This window comes from Planosporangium mesophilum (genome assembly GCF_016863255.1).
Lineage (GTDB): Bacteria > Actinomycetota > Actinomycetes > Mycobacteriales > Micromonosporaceae > Planosporangium > Planosporangium mesophilum.
The window spans coordinates 73,327-92,864 of record NZ_BOON01000028.1 but is presented as its reverse complement, the minus strand read 5'-3'; the positions used below and the strand labels follow the sequence as shown (position 1 = coordinate 92,864).

At 71.1% G+C, this 19,538-nt stretch carries 19 protein-coding genes; 10 read left to right on the top strand and 9 right to left on the bottom strand.

The annotated features are described in order from the left end of the window. Window positions 1-54: 54 nt before the first annotated feature. From Pme01_RS14940 to Pme01_RS14930, 3 genes are all read left to right on the top strand, one after another. A complete protein-coding gene (locus Pme01_RS14940) occupies window positions 55-2,433 on the top strand; it encodes a xanthine dehydrogenase family protein molybdopterin-binding subunit (RefSeq protein ID WP_168115897.1) in 2,379 nt (792 codons plus the stop codon). A gap of 101 nt (window positions 2,434-2,534) precedes the next feature. Beyond that, window positions 2,535-3,002: a hypothetical protein gene (locus tag Pme01_RS14935; RefSeq protein WP_168115898.1), complete on the top strand. Its 468-nt coding sequence runs from the start codon at window positions 2,535-2,537 to the stop codon at window positions 3,000-3,002. A gap of 62 nt (window positions 3,003-3,064) precedes the next feature. Further along, window positions 3,065-3,355, top strand: a complete 291-nt coding sequence (locus tag Pme01_RS14930) for a YciI family protein (protein WP_168115899.1) — start codon at window positions 3,065-3,067, stop codon at window positions 3,353-3,355. Here Pme01_RS14930 and Pme01_RS14925 read toward each other — a convergent pair. The 5 genes from Pme01_RS14925 to Pme01_RS14905 all read right to left on the bottom strand — a co-directional run bounded on the left by Pme01_RS14925 (window position 3,352) and on the right by Pme01_RS14905 (window position 6,354). Further along, complete coding sequence (locus Pme01_RS14925) at window positions 3,352-4,044, bottom strand: hypothetical protein (RefSeq protein WP_168115900.1); 693 nt, start codon at window positions 4,042-4,044, stop codon at window positions 3,352-3,354. The genes Pme01_RS14930 and Pme01_RS14925 overlap by 4 nt on opposite strands. After that, the gene (locus tag Pme01_RS14920) at window positions 4,041-4,868 is read right to left on the bottom strand and encodes an ATP-binding cassette domain-containing protein (RefSeq protein WP_168115901.1); all 828 of its coding nucleotides are present in this window, start codon (window positions 4,866-4,868) and stop codon (window positions 4,041-4,043) included. Before Pme01_RS14920 ends, Pme01_RS14925 begins: the two co-directional genes overlap by 4 nt. Next, complete coding sequence (locus tag Pme01_RS14915; RefSeq protein ID WP_168115902.1) at window positions 4,865-5,203, bottom strand: PadR family transcriptional regulator; 339 nt, start codon at window positions 5,201-5,203, stop codon at window positions 4,865-4,867. The genes Pme01_RS14920 and Pme01_RS14915 overlap by 4 nt, the downstream gene beginning before the upstream one ends. A 147-nt stretch (window positions 5,204-5,350) precedes the next feature. Then, entirely contained in the window at window positions 5,351-5,767 is a 417-nt protein-coding gene (locus Pme01_RS14910; RefSeq protein ID WP_168115903.1) for a PPOX class F420-dependent oxidoreductase, read from the bottom strand. Between the two features lie 140 nt (window positions 5,768-5,907). Continuing rightward, window positions 5,908-6,354: a GNAT family N-acetyltransferase gene (locus Pme01_RS14905; protein WP_168115904.1), complete on the bottom strand. Its 447-nt coding sequence runs from the start codon at window positions 6,352-6,354 to the stop codon at window positions 5,908-5,910. 167 nt (window positions 6,355-6,521) lie between these two features. Here Pme01_RS14905 and Pme01_RS14900 point away from each other — a divergent pair, with 167 nt between their 5' ends. Both Pme01_RS14900 and Pme01_RS14895 read left to right on the top strand, forming a co-directional pair. After that, window positions 6,522-8,282: a DUF3556 domain-containing protein gene (locus tag Pme01_RS14900; RefSeq protein ID WP_168115905.1), complete on the top strand. Its 1,761-nt coding sequence runs from the start codon at window positions 6,522-6,524 to the stop codon at window positions 8,280-8,282. Then, window positions 8,279-9,724: a phytoene desaturase family protein gene (locus Pme01_RS14895; protein WP_168115906.1), complete on the top strand. Its 1,446-nt coding sequence runs from the start codon at window positions 8,279-8,281 to the stop codon at window positions 9,722-9,724. The genes Pme01_RS14900 and Pme01_RS14895 overlap by 4 nt, the downstream gene beginning before the upstream one ends. On the opposite strand, the gene Pme01_RS14890 is transcribed toward Pme01_RS14895, so the two are convergent. Both Pme01_RS14890 and Pme01_RS14885 read right to left on the bottom strand, forming a co-directional pair. Then, entirely contained in the window at window positions 9,690-10,646 is a 957-nt protein-coding gene (locus tag Pme01_RS14890; protein WP_168115907.1) for an LLM class F420-dependent oxidoreductase, read from the bottom strand. The genes Pme01_RS14895 and Pme01_RS14890 overlap by 35 nt on opposite strands. Before the next feature lie 37 nt (window positions 10,647-10,683). After that, window positions 10,684-10,845 carry a hypothetical protein gene (locus tag Pme01_RS14885; RefSeq protein WP_168115908.1) on the bottom strand — a complete coding sequence of 54 codons (162 nt, stop codon included), beginning with the start codon at window positions 10,843-10,845 and terminating at the stop codon, window positions 10,684-10,686. A 39-nt stretch (window positions 10,846-10,884) separates the two neighbouring features. Here Pme01_RS14885 and Pme01_RS14880 point away from each other — a divergent pair, with 39 nt between their 5' ends. Next, complete coding sequence (locus Pme01_RS14880; protein WP_168115909.1) at window positions 10,885-12,816, top strand: FAD-binding monooxygenase; 1,932 nt, start codon at window positions 10,885-10,887, stop codon at window positions 12,814-12,816. Between the two features lie 37 nt (window positions 12,817-12,853). Here the strand turns inward: Pme01_RS14880 and Pme01_RS14875 are convergent, their stop codons facing one another. Next, window positions 12,854-13,840, bottom strand: a complete 987-nt coding sequence (locus Pme01_RS14875; RefSeq protein WP_168115910.1) for an ABC transporter substrate-binding protein — start codon at window positions 13,838-13,840, stop codon at window positions 12,854-12,856. 109 nt (window positions 13,841-13,949) lie between these two features. On the opposite strand from Pme01_RS14875, the gene Pme01_RS14870 reads away from it, so the two are divergent. From Pme01_RS14870 to Pme01_RS14860, 3 genes are all read left to right on the top strand, one after another. Continuing rightward, window positions 13,950-14,594, top strand: coding sequence for a PadR family transcriptional regulator (locus Pme01_RS14870; RefSeq protein ID WP_168115911.1), 645 nt, complete (start codon window positions 13,950-13,952; stop codon window positions 14,592-14,594). A 163-nt stretch (window positions 14,595-14,757) separates the two neighbouring features. Further along, complete coding sequence (locus Pme01_RS14865) at window positions 14,758-16,236, top strand: MFS transporter (protein ID WP_168115912.1); 1,479 nt, start codon at window positions 14,758-14,760, stop codon at window positions 16,234-16,236. A gap of 141 nt (window positions 16,237-16,377) precedes the next feature. Next, entirely contained in the window at window positions 16,378-17,082 is a 705-nt protein-coding gene (locus tag Pme01_RS14860; protein WP_168115913.1) for a class II aldolase/adducin family protein, read from the top strand. Window positions 17,083-17,142: 60 nt separating this feature from the next. Here Pme01_RS14860 and Pme01_RS14855 read toward each other — a convergent pair whose 3' ends face one another. After that, window positions 17,143-18,330 carry a PucR family transcriptional regulator gene (locus tag Pme01_RS14855; protein ID WP_168115914.1) on the bottom strand — a complete coding sequence of 396 codons (1,188 nt, stop codon included), beginning with the start codon at window positions 18,328-18,330 and terminating at the stop codon, window positions 17,143-17,145. A 92-nt stretch (window positions 18,331-18,422) separates the two neighbouring features. Here Pme01_RS14855 and Pme01_RS14850 point away from each other — a divergent pair, with 92 nt between their 5' ends. After that, window positions 18,423-19,526, top strand: a complete 1,104-nt coding sequence (locus Pme01_RS14850) for a ferredoxin reductase (RefSeq protein ID WP_168115915.1) — start codon at window positions 18,423-18,425, stop codon at window positions 19,524-19,526. Window positions 19,527-19,538 lie beyond the last annotated feature (12 nt).

Here is a 19,538-nt window from a genome sequence, read left to right as displayed (position 1 = left end):
ACCGCCCCCGCACACGCCAGACGCCGGTCGTACGCACGTGTGAGATGAGGAACGGTGACGGAGACACTGGAACGCAGGCCCCACTCGGTCGAGGTGCCCAGCGCCTCGCTGATCGGGACGAGTACCGCGCGCAAGGAGGATGACCGGCTGCTGCGCGGCGACGGCCGGTTCACCGACGACATCGAGCCCGTACACGTCCTGGAGATGGCGGTCGCGCGGTCGCCGTACCCGCACGCCCGGATCCTCGGCATCGACATCAGCGCGGCGCTGGAGTTCGAAGGCGTGCGCCAGATCCTGGTCGGCGCGGACGTCCGCAAGATGTCCCAGCCGCTGACCGTGCTCCGGCCGGTACCCGGCGCGCCCAAACTGCCGTACTACGCGCTCGCCGACGACGTGGTCCGCTACGAGGGCGAGCCGGTCGTCAGCGTCGTCGCGACGAGCCGGGCCATCGCCGAGGACGCGCTCGAACTCATCGACATCGAGTACGAGCCGATCCCGCACGTCTCCGACGTCCTCGACGCGCTCGACCCGGACGCCCCGCAGATCCACCCAGGCCTGGTCGAGGGCAACCTCATGGTGACCAACCCGGAGGGTACGGGCGATCCCGAGGCCCACATCCGCTCCGCCGACGTGGTGGTCGAGGGGCGCTTCCGCATCAACCGGGTCACCGGCCTGCCGATGGAGACCCGCGCCGTCGTCGCCGAGTGGCGGCCGGGGGCGCGTGAGCTGACAGTGCACAGCTCGACCCAGGTGCCGCACCTGGTCCGCAAACAGCTCGCCGAGGTGCTGAGCCTGACCGAGAGCGACATCCGCGTCACCGCTTCCGACGTCGGCGGCGCGTACGGTCTCAAGCTCGGCATCTACCCCGAGGACGTCCTCGCCTGCCTGCACGCGATGGCGCTGCGGCGGCCGGTGAAGTGGGTCGAGGACCGGATGGAGTTCTTCCGGGCCACCACGCACGCCCGCGAAGCCACCCACGACTACCGGATCGCCGCCCGCTCCGACGGGCGGATCGTCGCGATCACCAACCGGTACGCCACCGACATGGGCGGCTGGAACTCCGGCTTCGGCTCCGCCCAGCTGTCCAGCGTCGTCTTCACCGGCCCGTACCGGGTGGAGGACGGCTTCGTCGAGCGCCGGGTCGTGCTCACCAACAAGACGCCGATCGGGGCCTACCGGGGCTACGGCCAGCCCGAGGTCAACTTCGCGCAGGAACGGCTGATGGACCAGCTGGCCCGCAAGCTCGGCATCGACCCGCTCGAACTGCGGGCGCGCAACATGCTCAGGCCGGAGGACCTGCCGTGGCGCAACCCGGCCGGTGCGGTCTACGACAGCGGCGACTACGAGCGCTGCCTGCGGATGGCGGCGGAGGCCGTCGGGTACGACGCGCACCGGGCCGCCGGACGGGGGCCGCGCGCCGACGGCCGCTACGTCGGCATCGGCCTGTCGTCGTTCGTCGAGCGCACCGGGTACGCCAGCGCCCGCTTCCTGGCCAAGCGCGGCTCGCAGTACGGCGCGCACGAGAGCGTCACCCTGCGCGTCAACCGGTCCGGCGGCATCGACCTGTACACCGGGGTCTCGCACATGGGACAGAGCAGCGAGACGGCGTTCGCCCAGATCGTCGCGGAGGTCTTCGGCTGCGGCTACGACGCGGTGCGGGTGCACGGGGGTGACACCGCCTCCTCGCCGCTCAACACCGGCGCGTTTGCTTCCCGTACGCTCATCGCGGCGTCCGGCGCACTCAAGGCGGCGGCCGAGAAGCTGCGGGACAAGACGCTGCGGCTGGCGGCCTGGTGCCTGGAGGCTCCTGTAGAGGAGCTTGAGGTGAACGGGGCCGTGGCGCGCCGCCGCGACACCGGCGCCACCGTGACCCTCGCCGACGTCTTCACCCGGGCACTCACCGGTCAGGGCATCCCCCCGGACGAGGATCCGGGCCTTGAGTCCACGGCGCACTACGAGCCCACCGACGCGGCCTACTCCTTCGGTACCGCAGCGGCAGTGGTCTCGGTCGACCCGGAGACCGGCGACTTCGACGTCGACCGCTTCGTCATGGTGCACGACTGCGGCGTGGCGGTGAATCCGAAGATCGTCGAGGGCCAGGTCCGCGGCGCGCTGGTGCAGGGGCTCGGCGCCGCGCTCGGCGAGGAGCTGCGCTACGACGCCGAAACCGGCCAGCTCGTCAACGGCACGATGATGGACTACTTCGCCCCGGCCGCCCCGGACATCCCGCCGATCGAACTACTGCACACCGAGGTGCCGTCACCGGTGACGCCCTTCGGGGTACGCGGGGTCGGCGAGGTCGGCACCATCCCGCCGGCGGCCGCCATCGCCAACGGCCTCTGCGACGCGCTCGCCGACTTCGGCGTCGAACTGGACAGCCTGCCGCTGACCCCGGAATCCGTATGGCGTGCGCTGCGGGGGTCGACCGGCTGACGACGTACGGCACCGGTTCCGCTCACGCACCGTCGGTCTCGACGGCGGCGGCGCGAAGGGCCTCGGCGAGGCGGGCCGCCGGATCAGGCATCCTGAGCACCGTGAGCGATGGGTACATCCGTCTGATCCCGGCCGACCCGACCTGGCAGCCGACCCCCGAGGCCGCCGCTGCGGCCGTGGCCTACGTCGCGCGGCTCTTCTCCGGGCCCACCGACGACGTCGAGCATGTCGACCACGAATTCTACGACCGGGTTACCCTGATCGACGCAGGTGAGAACACCACCCGGATCACGTGCTCCAGATGCGAGGGTGACATCGATCTGGAGTGGTTCTACGACCTGATCGAGGAGAGCGGCGAGAGCTTCGACAACCTAGACGCCAGGGCACCGTGCTGCGGCGCGGTGGTCTCGCTGGATACCCTCCGCTACGACTGGCCGGTCGGCTTCGCTCGATTCGAGGTGAGCGCCATGAACCCGACTCGCGCGAAGTACGAACTCGACGCCCAGGAGCTCGCCGACGTGGCCGCCCTTCTCGGCCACCCGGTCACGCAGATCCTGGCCCACTACTGATCGCGTACTTTCGTGCCGCTGGTCGCGTGCGGCACACCAGACGGATACGGCAGGATGATCCTGTGACCGCGAACTCGCCGACCTTCCTGGTGCTCTACACGTACGTTCCGGACATGGAGCAGCGGCGTGCGCCACACCGGCAGGACCACCTCGCATGGATTCGCGACCTGGCTGACAAGGGCACGTTGCTCGTGGCCGGGGCGGCGCAGGAACCGGTGGACACCGGTGTGCTGGTGGTGCGCGCCGCCGACGCCCACGAGGTGCGCCGGTTGCTGCTCGACGACCCGTACGCCCTAGCCAATCTCATCACCGGGGTCGTCGTGCGGCCGTTCGGGCTCGTGGTGGGCGGCTAGCGGGGTGAACTGAACTGCAGGTGGGAGCGCTGCCGCAGTCGAATGCTGGAGTTCGCCACCACCAGCGCGGTGAGGACGACGGCGAAGGTCGCCCCGTGGATCAGGCCGCGCTCCAGGTACCCGCTGTCGGTGTGGTCGACCGCGTAGGTACCGATCTCGCGGCTGAACCAGAACGGCAGGATGCGGGAGGACGTGCCGGCCGGGTCCATCATCATCTGCAGGCCGATCACCGTGAGAAGTACCAGGGTTCCTTCGAGTTCGCGGGGCAGCGCCGCGCTGAGGGCCAGCCCGAACGGCGCGGCGACGACCACCGTGATGGCCATGATCAGGGCGACCGCGCCGTACCGGACGTCGTGCTGGTCGAACCGGATCAGCAGGAAGTACGGCAGCGACAACGTCGCTCCGACCGTCCACAGTGCGGCGAGCCGTCCGAGGACGAGGTGGTGGCCGCGGTATCCGCACAGCCGCAGCCGGGGCTCGATGGCGCGGGCGGCGCTGCCGGCGAACAGGGCCGCGGTACTCAGCGCCCACCCCAGCCCGAGGCATAGGAACCGGATCGACTGGCCCAGGTGGTCGCCGCGCCGGCTGAGGTAGAAGGTCAACGGCAGCAGCAACAGCATCACCAGGACGGAACGGCGGCGCGCTATCTCCCGCAGCGCCATCTCGGCTACCGTGCACGTCTTGGTCATGCCACCCGCTCCTTGGTCGAGGTCAGGTCGAGGACGATGTCGACCCGGTCGAGTTGGTTGAGCAGATGGGTGACGACGACGATCGCCTTGCCGGCGTCGCGCCAGCGCCATACCTCGTGCCAGAAGTCGAGGTAGGTGCCCCGGTCGAAGCCCTGGTACGGCTCGTCGAGCAGCAGCACGTCGGGCTCGCCCATCCGAGCCATGATCAGGTTCAGCTTCTGGCGGGTACCGCCGGACAGGTGCCGGGCCTGGGTTGCGCTGACGGGAGACCAGTCCAGGGCGGCGGCGTTCGCGCGACCGGTTCGTAGGGCCGCCGTCCGGGGCATCCCGCGGCCCGCGCCGATCAGGACGAAGTGCTCCTCGGGGGTGAGGAATCCGCAGGTACCGCTGTCCTGGGGGCAGTAGCCGACTGTTCCGTTGACGTAGACCTTCCCGCGGTCGGGACTGGCCAGCCCGGCGCAGATGCGCAGGAACGTGCTCTTGCCGCACCCGTTGGCGCCCACCACGGCGGCGATCTCTCCGGCCCGTACCGTCAGATCCACGCCGGTGAGGACCGGCCGGCGCCGGTACCGCTTGGTCACCCCTCGCACGTTGAGGCGAACGGCTCCGGGTACTCGCCGGGGCGGCCTCAGATCCGGTCCGCCGACACTGTCCGCGACCGCGGCCGCGTAGGCCGCAGGCGGACCGAAGGCCGACAGTGGCGCCTCGCCACTGTCGCGCAGATGGGCGGCCGCCTCGGCGACCACGTGCCCGGCGAGATCCGGGCCGATCCCGTGCCGGCTCAGCTCACCGGCCAGGGCTGCGAGCCACACCTGCGGGTTCACTGAGCCGCCACCTCCCGTAGTACCGCGCCCACCCCACCGGCGAAGGCGTTCCAGTCATTCGCGGTCAGCCGCAGCGTCTCGCTCCCGGCCGCACTGAGCCGGTAGTACTTGCGGGCGGGTCCGGCCACGCCCTCCCGCCAGTGCGCGGTGACAAGGCCGGACCGCTGAAGCCGCAACAGCACCGGGTAGAGCGTGCCGCCCTGGATCGGCCCGAGTCCGGCCGCCTCCAACGACTGGGCCAGTTCGTACCCGTAGGACTCGCCCCGGGCGAGGATCGCCAGGACGCACAGGTCCAGCACACCCCGAAGCCACTGGGCCCGCCGCTCCTGGTTCACGCGCACAAGCTAGCACAGCAATCTAGATAGCACGACGACATAGATAGACGGAGTGTCGACGTTCGACATTTGGGTGGCGGGCAGGTAACGGCTTGCCCGATCAGGGCCCGATGACCTCAGCCGCGCGCAGTCACCGGCGCGCGACCGTCACAGCGCGATGTCGAGGGCGCCGCTGACGCGTTCCATGCGCAGGCGGCACAGCAGTTCACCCTCGACCGCGTTCCGCTCGCCGTACTCCCGGGCGCGCCGGGCGGGCACGTACCGTTCGGCCAGCCGCGTCGCCCAGTCCAGCAGGTCGGGAGCGCGGCCGTCGAGGCTGACCGTGCCGCGGACCACCACGAAGTCGTACGGGTACTCCGACACGTCGACCGTCAGCGCCGCCCGTGGGTTGGCCCGCAGGTTGCGACCCTTGACCGTGTCCTCGCCGGTGGTGAACACCAGGTCCTCGCCGTCGATCAGGAACCAGATCGGGGCCACGTGTGGCACTCCGGTCGGCGACGCCGTGGCGAGCTTGCCGGTACGGCTACCCACGGAGATGAAGTCGATCGCGTCCTGCCGGGTCATCGCTCCCACCCCGCCAGCCTGCCGCAGATCGCTCCGGTCCGCAGCCCGACCACGGCGAGCGGCCTCGGCTCAGACGAGGCGTCGCGCCCCGGCCAGTTCCGGTCGGGTGGCGCCGGGCCGGCGCACCGGAAGCCGCGGCTCTACCGCAGGCTCAGCTTCATGCCCTCGTGGCTCGAGACGAAGCCGAGCCGGGCGTAGAACCGGTGCGCGTCGAGGCGCGACTTGTCGGTGGTGAGCTGCACCAGCGCGCACCCACGCTGCCGGGCCTGCTCGATGACCCAGGTCATGAGCTGCGCGCCGAGCCCCTGCCCGCGGCGGTCGGATCGGACGCGGACGGATTCGACGAGGGCCCGTTCGGCGCCGTGGCGCCCGAGCCCGGGGATGTACGTGACCTGGAGGAACGCCACCACGTCCGCGTCGTCCTCGGCGACCACGAGAAGGTTGCGCGGGTCGGCGTCGATATCGGCGAACGCCTGCTCGTACGCGCTGTCCACCACGGCGTGGTCCCGCGCCTTGCCCAGCACGTCGTCGGCGAGGAGCGCGACGATCGCGGGCAGGTCGGCGCGCACCGCTTCACGGAAGACCACGTCGTAAGCCTAGACAGTCGTCACGAGGCCGCCGATTACGCGATCCACCCCAATTGCGCCGCACCGGGGACCCGTGCGCCCTCCGGGCGAGGTGACCCACGGTGGGGCGGAGTCACCGAGAATGGAGACCTCTGAATATCCGGCCCGGCCGACCGATCGAGGACCCCATGGGATTTCTGAGCCCCACCCTGCCGGAGGTCGGCGACGTCGCCGCCTGGCAGCGGCAGCCTCGTGCCGAGAGGCTGAAGACCGCGACCCGACACTGGGTGGAGCACGGCTTCGGCAGCCCTACCGCGGTGTTTCTGCTCTACGCCGTCAAGTGCGTCGGGTACGTCGTGGGCGGCGCGGCGGTCATCGCCATGACCCCGGGCCTCGGCGGCCTCGCCGACGCGGCCTCCTGGTGGACCGAGCCGATCGTCTACCAGAAGCTCATCGTCTGGACCCTGCTCTACGAGGTCATCGGACTCGGCTGCGGCTCCGGGCCCCTGAGCTCCCACTTCATCCCGCCGATCGGCTCGATCCTGTACTGGCTGCGGCCCGGCACCATCCGGCTCCCGCCCTGGCCGGACCGGGTGCCGCTGACGGCCGGTGACCGGCGTACGCCGGTGGACGTCGCGCTCTACGTCGTCGTGCTGGTCTCGGCAAGCTACCTGCTGACCCGACCGGGGGGCGACGCCGGCCTGCTGGACCCGCGCGCGGCGCTGCCGTTGATCGGGTCCCTCGCCGTCCTCGGCCTGCGCGACAAGACGATCTTCCTGGCCGCCCGGGGCGAGCAGTACTGGCTGTCCCTGCTCATCTTCTTCTTCCCGTACCCGGACCAGATCGTCGGGTTCAAGCTGGTGATGCTCGCCCTCTGGTGGGGCGCGGCCACGTCAAAACTCAACCACCACTTCCCGTTCGTGGTGGCCGTGATGATGAGCAACTCGCCGTTGCTGCGGGTGACGTCGGTCCGGCGGGCGATGTACCGCAACCCGCCGCACGACCTGCGTCCGTCGCGCCTCGCGGCCCTGCTGGCGCACGTCGGCACGGCGACGGAGTACCTCGTGCCGCTGTTCCTCGTCTTCCTCGGCCGGGGCGGGTTCTGGACCTGGGCGGCCGTGCTCTACATGGTCCTGTTCCACCTCCACATCCTGTCGACGGTACCGATGGGGGTGCCGCTGGAGTGGAACCTGTTCTTCATCTTCTCGCTGTTCCACCTGTTCGGCGCGTACGGCGACATCACCGTGTACGACCTGCGCACGCCCGCGCTGCTGCTGGTGATCCTGCCGCCGCTGGTCCTGCTTCCGCTGCTCGGCAACGTCCGGCCCGACCTCGTCTCCTTCCTGCCGGCCATGCGCTACTACGCCGGCAACTGGGCGACCAGCGTCTGGATCTTCACCCGCGACGCCCTGACCCGGATGAGCGAGGGGCTGGTCACGTCGAGCCGGCTCACGACCGGGCAGCTCGAGGCGCTGTACGGCGCCGACACGGCGGTCCTCCTCGCCCACAAGGTCCAGGGGTGGCGTGGCCTGCACTCCCACGGCCGGGCGCACAATGGGCTGATCGACCGGGTGGCCGCCGGGGAGGACGACGTCGTGACGCTGGACGGCGAGCTCGTCGCCGCTTACGCGATCGGCTGGAACTTCGGCGAGGGCCACCTGCACGACGACCAGCTTCTGCGGGCGATCCAGGCACGCTGCGGTTTCTCCCCGGGCCAGGTGCGGGTCATCACCCTGGAGGGCCAGCCGATCCAGCGGCAGGACCAGCGGTACGAGGTGCACGACGCGGCGCTCGGGCTGGTCGAGCGAGGAAGAGTGAAGGTACGCGACATGCTCCAGCGGCAGCCCTGGCCGACCGACGGGCCGGACTACCCGGTGTACGACGTGGAGACGTTCCGGCCGGCCACCATTGAGCCGACGCCGGAGAAGCGGACCCCGGAGACCGCGTGACCCGCGCCGTCGTCGTCGGCGGCGGGCCCAACGGCCTCGCCGCCGCGGCTCTGCTCGCCACCAGCGGCCTGAAGGTGACCCTGCTGGAGGCCGCCGACGAGGTCGGCGGGGGTACCCGCAGCCGCGAGGCGATCCTGCCCGGCCTGCTGCACGACCACTGCTCGGCGATCCATCCGATGGCGGTGACCTCCCCGGCCCTGGCGTCGCTGGACCTGGGGCGGTACGGGCTGCGGTGGCGGCTGCCGGACGTCGACTGCGTCCATCCGCTCGATGACGGCACCGCCGGCGTCCTGGTGCGTTCGGTCGATCGGACCGCCGAGTTGCTGGGTACGGACGGGGCGCGCTGGAAGACGCTGCTCGGCCCCTCGGTCGCCCGCTGGGACGAGTTGTCCCGGGACGTGATGGGGCCGCTGCTCGCCATCCCCTCGCATCCGCTGCTGCTGGCGAGGTTCGGACTTCCCACGCTGCTGCCCGCCACCGTCCTCGCGCGGAGCTTCCGGACCGAGCAGGCCCGCGCGCTGTGGGCGGGCGTGGCCGCCCACTCGTTCCGGCCGCTGACCGCACCGCTCAGCTCCGCGATCGGGCTGGGGATCCTGACCGCCGGCCACGCGGCCGGGTGGGCGGTCGCGGAGGGCGGCTCCCGGTCCATCGCCCGCGCCCTGGAGAAGGCGCTCCTCGACCACGGCGGAGTGGTCGCCACCGGCGTACGGGTGACGAGCGCGAGACAGCTTCCGCCCGCCGACGTCACCCTCTTCGACCTCGACCCGGGGCAGGTGGCGGCGATCCTCTCCGACCGGCTGCCGGCCCGTACCCGCAGGGCGTACACGCGGTTCCGTCGGGGCGCGGGCGCGTACAAGATCGATCTTGCGGTCGAGGGCGGGGTGCCCTGGACGAACGGGTACGCCCGCCGGGCCGGCACCGTCCACCTGGGCGGAACCATGGCGGAGGTGGTCCGGGCCGCGCGGGAGGTCCACGCCGGCAGGGTACCGGAGAGACCCTTCGTCCTCGTCGGTCAGCAGTACCTCGCCGACCCGTCCCGGTCGGTCGGCGACGTGCATCCGGTCTGGGCGTACGCCCACGTACCCCACGGCTACGACGGCGATCTCACCCACGCCGTGCTCGCCCAACTGGAGCGCTTCGCCCCCGGTACCCGCGAGCGGATCGTCGGCCTGGAGACCACCACGCCGGCCCAGTTCGCGGACGCCAACCCGAACTTCGCGGGCGGTGACATCCTCACCGGCGCGAAGACGATCCCGCAGCTCGTCCTCGGCGCCCGACCGGCGCTCGATCCGTACAGCACCGGCGCGCCGGGCGTGTTCCTCTGCTCCGCGGCCACCCCGCCGGGGCCGGGCGCCCACGGCATGTGCGGCGCCGGGGCGGCCGCCTCCGCGCTGCGGCACCTCGGCATCACCCCGCGGTGGTACGGGGCACCCGCGACCTGAGGCCGACACCGCTGAGCGCGGGGGCCATGGCCCGCAGGTGCTCCAGCTGCTCGCGGGCGGTGGCCGTCACGGGCTGGACGCAGACGTGGTCCGCGCCGGCGTCGTGGTGGGCCCGGACCCGGTCAGCGATCGTCTGCGGCTCGCCCCACACCACGATCGTGTCCACCAGGGCGTCGCTGCCGCCGTCGGCGAAGTCCGCGTCGCCGAAGCCCAGTTCCCGCAGGTTGTTGACGTAGTTCGGCAGCCCCAGGTAGAACGCCATGTACTCGCGGGCGGCCCGGCGTGCCCGCACGGGGTCGGTGTCGAGCACGAAGGCCTGCTCCGGCGCCAGTACCGGGTCGGGTCCGAGGACCGCCCGGGCGCGGGCGGTGTGCTCGGGCGGTACGAAGTAGGAGTGGGCGCCGTGGCTGCGCTGTGCGGCCAGCTCCAGCATCCGGCGGCGCAGCGCCGCCAGCATCCGAGGTGGCGCCTCGGGTACCGGGAAGTCGTGCTCGACGGCGTCCATGGCGTCCAGGTAGGCGCGCATGTGCTCCACCGGGCTGCGGTACTCGGTGCCGCGCGGCTTCACCAGGGGCGCATGGCTGACCCCCAGCCCTAGCAGGAACCGGCCGCCGGCCGCCTCCGCCAGGGCGTTCGCCCCGTTCCAGGCGGCGGTGGGGTCGCGGCCCCAGATGTTGGCGATCCCGGTCGCGACCACCAGCCGCCGCGTCCCCTCCAGCAGGAGAGCGGAGTGCACCAGGGCCTCCTTGGTCCACGGGGCCTCACCGAGCCACAGCGTCCCGTAGCCCAGCTCCTCCAGCTGGGCGGCGGCCGCCCGCTCGGACGACGCCGGCTCCCGGCCCAGCGCGAACGTCCACACGCCGACCCGGCCGATACGCTGCTTCAACTCGGCGGTGCCGAGGGAGCGCTCCTGCTGGCTCACCGGATCCAGCTACCCGGGCGGGTGGGCTTCATGCCGGTCAGGGCACGGTCAGGGTCCCGGGCCGGCGCTGGCAGCGCAGCACGCCGTCGTCGATCCGGCCGTGCCGCAGCCTCAGCACGTCGTGGGCGTAGCTCATGCCGAGCCGCGCCCGGGGAGTGCTCCATTTCGATGGCGAAGAGCCGATCGACATCGAGGTCATCGAGGGCGCATGCTGGCCGTACCGTACGGAGGAGCACGAATGGCGCAGTTCTACCTCAACGGCTACAAGATCGGTGACCCGTTCCTCGAGGATCCGCACCCGTCCGTCGCGGAGCGTCGGGAAGGCCTCCCTGAGGAGGTCGACGTCCTGATCGTGGGATGTGGGCCGGCCGGTCTGGTGCTGGCCGCGCAGCTGGCCAACTTCCCTGACATCAGGACCGCGGTCATCGACCGTCGGGACGGGCCGCTGGAGGTGGGCCAGGCCGACGGCGTGGCCTGCCGCACCGTGGAGATGTTCGAGGCGTTCGGTCTGGCCGACCGACTGGTAGGCGAGGCCTACTGGGTCAACGAGGTCTCCTTCTGGCGTCCGGATCCGGAGGACCGCACGAGGATCACGCGGACCGGGCGCGTCCAGGACACCGAGGAGGGCTTGTCGGAGTTCCCGCATGTGATCGTGAACCAGGCGCGGATGCTCGCCTATCTCCGGGACCACATGGAGCGGTCCGCCAGCAGGTTGCGGCCGTTCTACGGGCTCCACGCCAGTGACGTGCAGATCGACAGCAGCGGCTCGTCGGAGTACCCCGTGACAGTCACCCTCCATCACGTCAAGGAGTTCCAGGAGACCGGGGAGACCTCGACGGTCCGGGCCAAGTACGTCGTCGGCTGTGACGGCTCGCGCAGTGGAACCCGTACCGCGATCGGCCGGGAACTCGTCGGCGACCCGATGAACCAGTCCTGGGGCGTCATGGACGTCCTGGCGGTCACCGACTTCCCGGACATCCGGCTCAAGTGCGCCGTCCACTCCGCGAATCAGGGCAACATTCTGATCATCCCGCGAGAGGGCGGGTACCTGGTGCGGCTCTACATCGAACTGGACGCGGTCAGCGACAAGGAGATGCTCGAGGACCGCAGTGTCACCCCGGAGAAGTTGGCCGCGGTCGCGAACCGGATTCTGCACCCCTACACCCTCGACGTGAAGAACGTCGGCTGGTGGTCGGTCTACGAGATCGGCCAGCGTCTGTGTGACAAGTTCGACGACGTGCCGGTGACGGAGACGGCCACCAGGCTGCCCCGGGTGTTCATCGCCGGCGACGCGTGCCATACCCACAGCGCGAAGGCCGGCCAGGGCATGAACGTGTCGATGGCCGACACCTGGAACCTCGGATGGAAGCTCGGGGCCGTTCTCCGGGGCACGGCCAGGCCCGAACTCCTGCACACCTACTCCGAGGAACGGCAGAAGGTCGCCGAGGAGCTGATCGCGTTCGACCGCGAGTTCGCCAGGATGTTCAGCGCCGCCCCGAAGGACTCGGGTCACGCCGGCGACGCGGGCGTCGACCCCGAGGAGTTCCAGCGGTACTTCGTCCAGCAGGGCCGCTTCACCGCCGGGGTCGCGACCCGGTACACCCCGTCGATGATCACCGCTGAGGCGACCTACCAGCACCTGGCGGAGGGTTTCACGGTGGGGATGCGTTTCCACTCCGCCCCTGCCGTACGGTTGGCCGATGCCAGGCCGATGCACCTCGGCCACGTCGCCCGGGCCGACGGTGCCTGGCGCATCTACGTCTTCGCCGACCGGCACGCCCCGACAAGCCCTGACTCCCAGGCCCGGCGGCTGTGCGAATTCCTGGCGTCGGCCTCGTCACCGATCACGCGCTGCACGCCGGCCGGCGCCGACCCCGACTCGGTCATCGACGTCCGCGCCGTTTTCCAGCAGGGGCATCGCGACCTGACCGTCGACGAGATGCCGTCGGTCCTCCTGCCGAGGAAGGGCAAGCTCGGGCTGATCGACTACGAGAAGGTGTTCTGCCCCGACCCGAAGGCCGGCGACGTCTTCGACCTACGGGGCGTGGAGCGCGAGACGGGCTGCCTGGTCGTCGTCCGCCCGGACCAGTACGTCTCACACGTGCTGCCGCTCGACGCGTACGAGGCCCTGGCCGACTTCTTCGCCGGAATCCTGGTGGACGCCCGATAGGGCAGCCGCGTCCGGGCGGGGAGTCCCACCGCCGAGGTCAGACCAGGGTGGACTCGAGGGTCTCGGGTGCGAACAGCTCCGCGGGCTCCAGCCTGCGGGCGGCCAGGCCCTGGTCGTAGGAGTAGCGCAGGAAGGTGCGCAGCACCGCGAGGTTCTTCTCCAGACCGTACGGCCAGTAGTCCGCGCCGAGCACCGCGCGGGTGCGGGCGACCTCGTCGTGCAGCCACGGCAGCAGGTAGCGGGCGGCGGCCGTCTCGTCGATGCCCTCTGCGCACAGCGTTTTGGCCTGCTCGAACGCGTCGTGGAGCGAGCGGGCCAGCCATCGGTTTCGCTCGTAGACGTCTCGGCGCAGGACGACCACGTGCATGATCGGGAAGATCCCCGTCCGACGGAAGTAGTCCTCCTCGGCCGGACGGGACGGGTCGAACAGTCGCCGGACACCGCTGTCGCCGCGGGTGAAGCTCTCCGGCGTGCGGGGCGTGTACACCGCGTCGATCTCGCCGGTGGCGAGCATCTCCGATAGCGTCTGGCGTGGCCCGATGGGCTCGACGCGCACCGCGGGTGGCAGGTGGACCTTCAGCTTCTCGGGGCGTCCGGGCTGGTGCAGGCCGCCGGTGCGGTAGGTGACGGATTCGACCGGCACGCCGTACTCGTCGGCGAGGATGCCGCGGATCCAGACGTTGGCGGTCAGTTGGTACTCGGCGACCCCTACGTGTTTGCCGATCAGGTCGGCCGGCTCCCTGATTCCGGAGGCGGCGGAGACGTAGATGCCGCTGTGCCGGAACAGACGCGACGGGAACACGGGGATCGCGATGAACGGCGCGTCGCGGGTGAGCGTGATGACGTAGCTGGACAGCGACATCTCGGCGGCGTCGAACTCCCGGAACCGCGCCATCCGGAAGAACGTCTCCTCCACCTGCTGGGGAAGGTACGTCAGGTCCACGCCGGCCGGTCGGACACGTCCGTCCCGGAGGGCCTCGGTGCGGTCGTATCGTTCACAGGCCAGGGTGATCGGAATGCGCACGTCGGCTCCCCGGATCGGTTCGGTGGTTGGGCTCACGGTAGCCCGCTTTTCGGGATCAAATTACGTATAGGTTGACACAATCAGGGTCCGCCCCTGGAGGAGGCTGTTCATGTCGCTGCGGCACGCGCTGCTGGCCCTGCTCGACGCGGGCGCGATGACCGGCTACGAGCTGGCCAAGCAGTTCGACGTCTCGGTGGCCTATCTCTGGCACGCGCCGCACTCGCAGATCTACCCCGAACTGCGCCGGATGGAGGCGGACGGGCTGATCGAGGCCGAGGCTCTGCCGCGCGGCGAGCGCGGCACCAAGCGGGCCTACTCGCTCACCGTGGCAGGCGCAGCGGAGCTCATGCGCTGGGTGGCCGAGACGGAGACCTCCCCGCCGGTGCGCGACCCCGCCTACCTGAAGGCCACGTACTACGAGTACGGGTCATTCGACCAGGCGCGACGGCAGTTCCGCGAGCATCGGGACCACCACCGCGCGATCATGGAGCACTGGCAGCGGCACATCGCCCGGCTGCAGCGCCGGGACACGCCACTCCTGCAGAAGCGGCTCTCGCTGGCCCCGGCCGCCGCGCACGAGGCCATCGTCGCCTACAAGGTGCATGCCTACGAGGGCCTCGTCGAGCGCGCGCGCGCCGAGGTGGCGTGGGCCGAGCGCGGGCTCTCCCTCATCGACCGACTCGAGCACAACAGCGCCGTGCCGCCCGATGCGCCAGCGACGCTGCCGCAGGTGCTGACGGGCGGCACGGAGTAGCGCCAGGGCTATCTGAAATATGTATGGGTTGACCTAAAGTACGGCGTGTGGTCTAGTGGCGCGCATCACGCCGTCTTCAGGGAGGACCTGTGAAGTCACCCGGGCTGTCTCCACCGCGGGCCGGCTCCGCGGCCACCGTCGCCGGTCGTCGAGGGGGCGCGGCGTGACCGCCGCGGCCGAGGACCTGCCGGGCCAGCCGATCGGGGCGCCGGGGGCGCAGACGTCGGCGGCGGGCGCCCCGTCGCCCGTACGCGAGACCAACGGGCCGGCCGCCGTCGCGATCCTGATCTACCTCGGGCTGAGCCTGCAGCTGTTACAGGTCGGAATCATCCCCCTGTTACCGCAGATCGGCAGGGCGGTCGGCACTACCCCGGCGACCACGTCCTGGCTGGTCACCGGTAGCTTGCTGGCGGGCGCGGTATTCCTGGCCGTGCTCTCCCGGCTCGCCGACCTGCTCGGCAAGAAGCCGGTCGTCGTCATCGCGCTGGCGCTGGTGCTGGTCGGCTCACTGATCGGCTGCTTCAGCAGCAGCTTCTCCGGGCTGGTGGTCGCGCGGGTCCTGATGGGCGCCGTCCTGCCGATGTTGGCCCTGCCCGAGGCGATCGCCTCGGACACCATGGCTCCGCGCCGGGCGCAGTTCACCATCGGCGCGATTCACACCGGTACCGGCGCGGGCATCTCGGCCGGTCTGCTGCTCGGCGCGCTCGCGGCGACCGGGCACGCCTCCTGGCGGGCGTTCTTCGTCGTCGGTGTGGTCGTCTCGGCGATCGGCCTGGCCGCCGTGCTGGCGGGAATTCGCGACTCCGACGTCCGCGCACCGGGCCGGCTCGACGCGGTCGGGGCGCTACTGCTCGCCGTCGGCCTGGTCGGCGTTCTGCTCGCCATCACCGAGGGACCCACCTGGGGCTGGACGTCCGGCCGGGTACTCGCCAGCGGCCTCGGCGGTCTGGTCGTACTCGCCGGGTGGCTGGCACAGCAGCGGCGCGCGACGCACCCCCTGATCAACATCCGGCACCTCCTCAGCCCGGCGGTCCGGCTGCCGTACGCGATGACCTTCCTGGCCGCGACCGGCATCTACAGCGCGCTCTCGGCGGTCACCCGGCTGGCCCAGACGCCGAAGGCGACCGGCGCGGGCTACGGCTGGTCACCGGTCCAGGTCGCCTGGTACGCGCTGCCGCAGCTACTCGGCTCGGTGATGGCGTACTTCGTCATCCGCGCCCTGGTTCAGCGGGGCCGGCACGTGGCAGCACTCGGCGTCGGCACCGCGCTCCTGGTCATCAGCTTCCTGATCTACGGTCCGCTGGTGGCGCAGCCCGGTGCCACACTGACCGCATTGATGATCGACTCCGCCGGACTGGCGATCACGCTCGCGGTCACCCAGATCGTGATCCTGCGCAGTGTGCCGAAGGCGGAGTCGGGTATCGCCGTCGGCCTGTCAGTGGTCCTCTACGCCGTCGGCAACTCGATCGGCAGCGCGATCGTGGCGTCGTTGTTCGGCGCGTACAAGGTCGGCCGGGCGCCGGTCCCGGCGCTGTCGGCCTACCAGCTGTCCTTCCTCGTCTCCGGGCTCGCCGCCCTGGTCGCCCTGGCGCTGTGCGCGCCGCTGGCCCGGCGGTTGCGGGGCAGCCAGACCGGGGTGTGACCGACCTCGACCCCGAGCGGCCGCTCGTCGGTCACCACCTGCCGGGTGCGACCCAGCCGGGTGCGCGCCCGGCAAGCAACGCCGTCGCATGACGGACAAGGCGCGAACGTCAGAGCACACACGCGTGGGTGAGGAGTACGAATGGCTGACGCGGCAGCCCGGGAGGATCTCGTCAAGGCGTGCCATGTCCTGGCCGCTGCGGGGCACAACGACTTCGTCTGGGGACATGTCGCCGTGCGTGCCGAGCACGGCTCAGGCGTGTGGATGAAGCCGTCCGGCCTTGGCATGGAGGAGATCCAGGTCGACGACCTCGTGCTCGTCGGCTGGGACGGCGAGGTGCTCGCGGGTCATCGTCGCCGTCATGTGGAATATCCGATCCACACGAGGATCATGCTGGCACGTCCCGATGTCGGTGCGACGGTACATTCGCATGTCGGCTCCGCTACGTCGTTTTCCAGCCTGCAGACGCCACTCGTCCCCATCTCGCACGAGGGGACGTACTTCGCGCCCGAAGGAGTGCCGACCTTCACGGCAACCTCGGACCTGATCCTCACCGACGAGCAGGGCGACGCTGTTGCCGCGACATTGGGTCAGGCCCATGCCGCGTTCCTCCAGGGACACGGCATCGTGACCGTCGGGGCCGATCTCGTGGCGGCCGTGATGGCCGCGCTGCTGCTCGACCGGGCCTGCCGGAAGCAGCTCGCGGCCATGGCGGCCGGTGGCCCCAAGGTCTGGACCTCTGCCGAAGCGGCGGTCGTCAAGCGAACCCACGTCTACCCGCGTGCCCTCCTCGAGCAGGGCTGGGACTACCTGGTGCGCACCCTCGACCGGGCGTCGAACGCATAGCGTGCCAGTTCGCCAGTCGGGGCGCGGTAGCCGCGCCCGCGGTATGACGACGACTTCTCGCTAGCGATCGTCCGTGCCGAGGGCGACCGTGATCTCGAGGATCGTCTGTGGGTCGTCGAGCCGGTCGCCGTAGAGCTCGCGGAGCTGTCCCATCCGGTACCGCACCGTCTGGGGGTGGACGAACAGCTCTGCGGCGATGCGTTCCCTGCGGCCGTGGTGAAGCACCCAGGCGCGCAGGGTTTCGACGAGCTTGTCCCGGGTGCTCGGGCTGAGAGTCGCCAGCGGGGCGAGGACCTGTGCTCGGAGATCGGTGAGCGCCTCGTCGTCGGCCCGCAGCAAGAGCTCGACCAGCCGTGCGTCCGTGTCGAGCGGCGCTGTCCCCTCCGCAGTCAGGCCGAGGCGGACCGCGCGCAGCGCGCGGGTGTAGGACACGGACACCTGCTGCCAGGGACGCGCCGGGCCCACGACCGCGGCTTTGCCGGCGAGCGCGCGGAGCAGCGCCGGGCGCGCCCGGCCCTCGGTGTCCGGGACGAGCAGCACGGTCAGCTCCGCTGACGCTTCGTGGGGCGCCCTGTCCTCGGGTACCTGGAGGGTGCGCGCGTCCAGGCGCACCAGCGTGTCGCGAGCGCGGGACTGGGGGAGGAGCACCGCGGTGAGGGTCTGCGGTGGCGCCCACTCCGCGTGCTCGGCGGCGGCGCTGACATCGGCCACCGGCGCGCCGGTGATCAGGAGGCTTGCCAGGTGCTCGAGTCGGCGGCGACGGACCTGCCCGCTGTCGGCGAGCTCGTCGGTGTGTCCGGCCGCGCTCGATGCCGAGAGCTGGTCGATGTAGGCGAACACCAGCTCGGCGAACCGGGCCACCGCGTCGACGCCTAGGCCGGCGGCGACAGCTGTGCCGCTCAGGTGTCGCCAGGCGACCCGGGCGCCGACCCGGTACGCGGCCAGCAGGGCGTCCATCGACCGGCCGCTGCGCGCCTCGCCGCGGCCCAGTGCGTAGGCGCCCTCGAGTGCCGGACCGATCGGGGTACCCGCATCCGTCCCGCCGCCGGCCGCGGCTAGCTCGAGAAAGCCGCCGAGCGCCACCCGGACGGCGTTCTCGATTTTCCGGCCCATGTCGCCGCTGAAGGCGTCCGCGTAGCTGGGGACCTCAACGACGACGGCGGCCACCGTGCGCTCGGCGACGGACGGCAGCTCGGCCCGCACGGCCTCTGCCACGGCGGCAGGAAGAGTCAGGTGATCGGACGCCATCAGGCCTCTCTTGTGCGCACGGAACAAAAATAGCCTTGGGATTCACGCTGAGCGGTCAGGTCTTCACTCGTCCGGATCACAATTATGGAGGCATGACCGCGATCGTCAAGAGTTCGGGCCGCCCGCGACCGGTGCTGTCCGCGCTGCGCGCGCAGGCGCTGCGGCTGGTGGAACTTGCCACGACGCCGCTGCTGCCGGCCGACTACCTCGACCTGGTCCACCCGCTGCGTGCCGGCGCGGACCTGCGGGGCCGCATCGAGGCCGTGCACCGGGAGACCCGCGACGCAGCGACCCTGGTCATCCGGCCCGGCCGGGGCTGGCGGCCGCACACCCCGGGCCAGTACGTACGCATCGGTGTCGACGTCAACGGGGTCCGGCAGTGGCGCGCCTACTCGATCACCTCTGACCTGACCCGGTCCGAGGGCTGCATCAGCATCACCGTCAAGGCCATCGCCGACGGCAAGGTCAGCAACCACCTCGTCCACCGCGCGCGGCCGGGCACCATCATCCAGCTCGACCAGGCCACCGGTGAGTTTGTGCTCCCGGCCGAACGCCCGGCCAAGGCGCTGTTCGTCACGGCCGGCTCCGGCATCACCCCGGTGATGGGCATGCTGCGTAACCACCTGGCCGAGCTGACTGACGTCGTCCTGGTGCACTCGGCCCCCACTGCCGACGACGTCATCTTCGGCACCGAGCTGCGGGCCCTGGCCGCGGCCGGGCGGATCCGGGTGGTCGAGCAGCACACCGACACCGCCGGGCTGCTCGACCCCGCGGCGATCGCCGTCCACGTGCCTGACTTCGGTGAGCGCACCACGTGGGCCTGCGGCCCCGTTGGCATGCTCGAGGCGCTGGAGGAGCACTGGAGCGCGGCGGGGATCGCCGACCGGCTGCACACCGAGCGGTTCCGTCCCCGCGTGCTGGTCACGGGTGAGGGCGGCACCGTGACCTTCACCCGGACGGGCACGTCCGTCGAGGCCGACGGCGCGACGCCCATCCTGGACGCCGCCGAGGAGGCCGGCGTCCTCATGCCGAGCGGCTGTCGCATGGGCATCTGCTTCGGCTGCGTGCTCCCGCTGCGCGAGGGCGCCGTGCGCGACCTGCGCAACGGTGAGCTCACCGTCGCCGCCCCCGGGGACGGCGTCCTCGTCCAGACCTGCGTGAGCGCCGCTGCCGGCGCGTGCGACCTCGACCACTGACCCGAAGGGAGC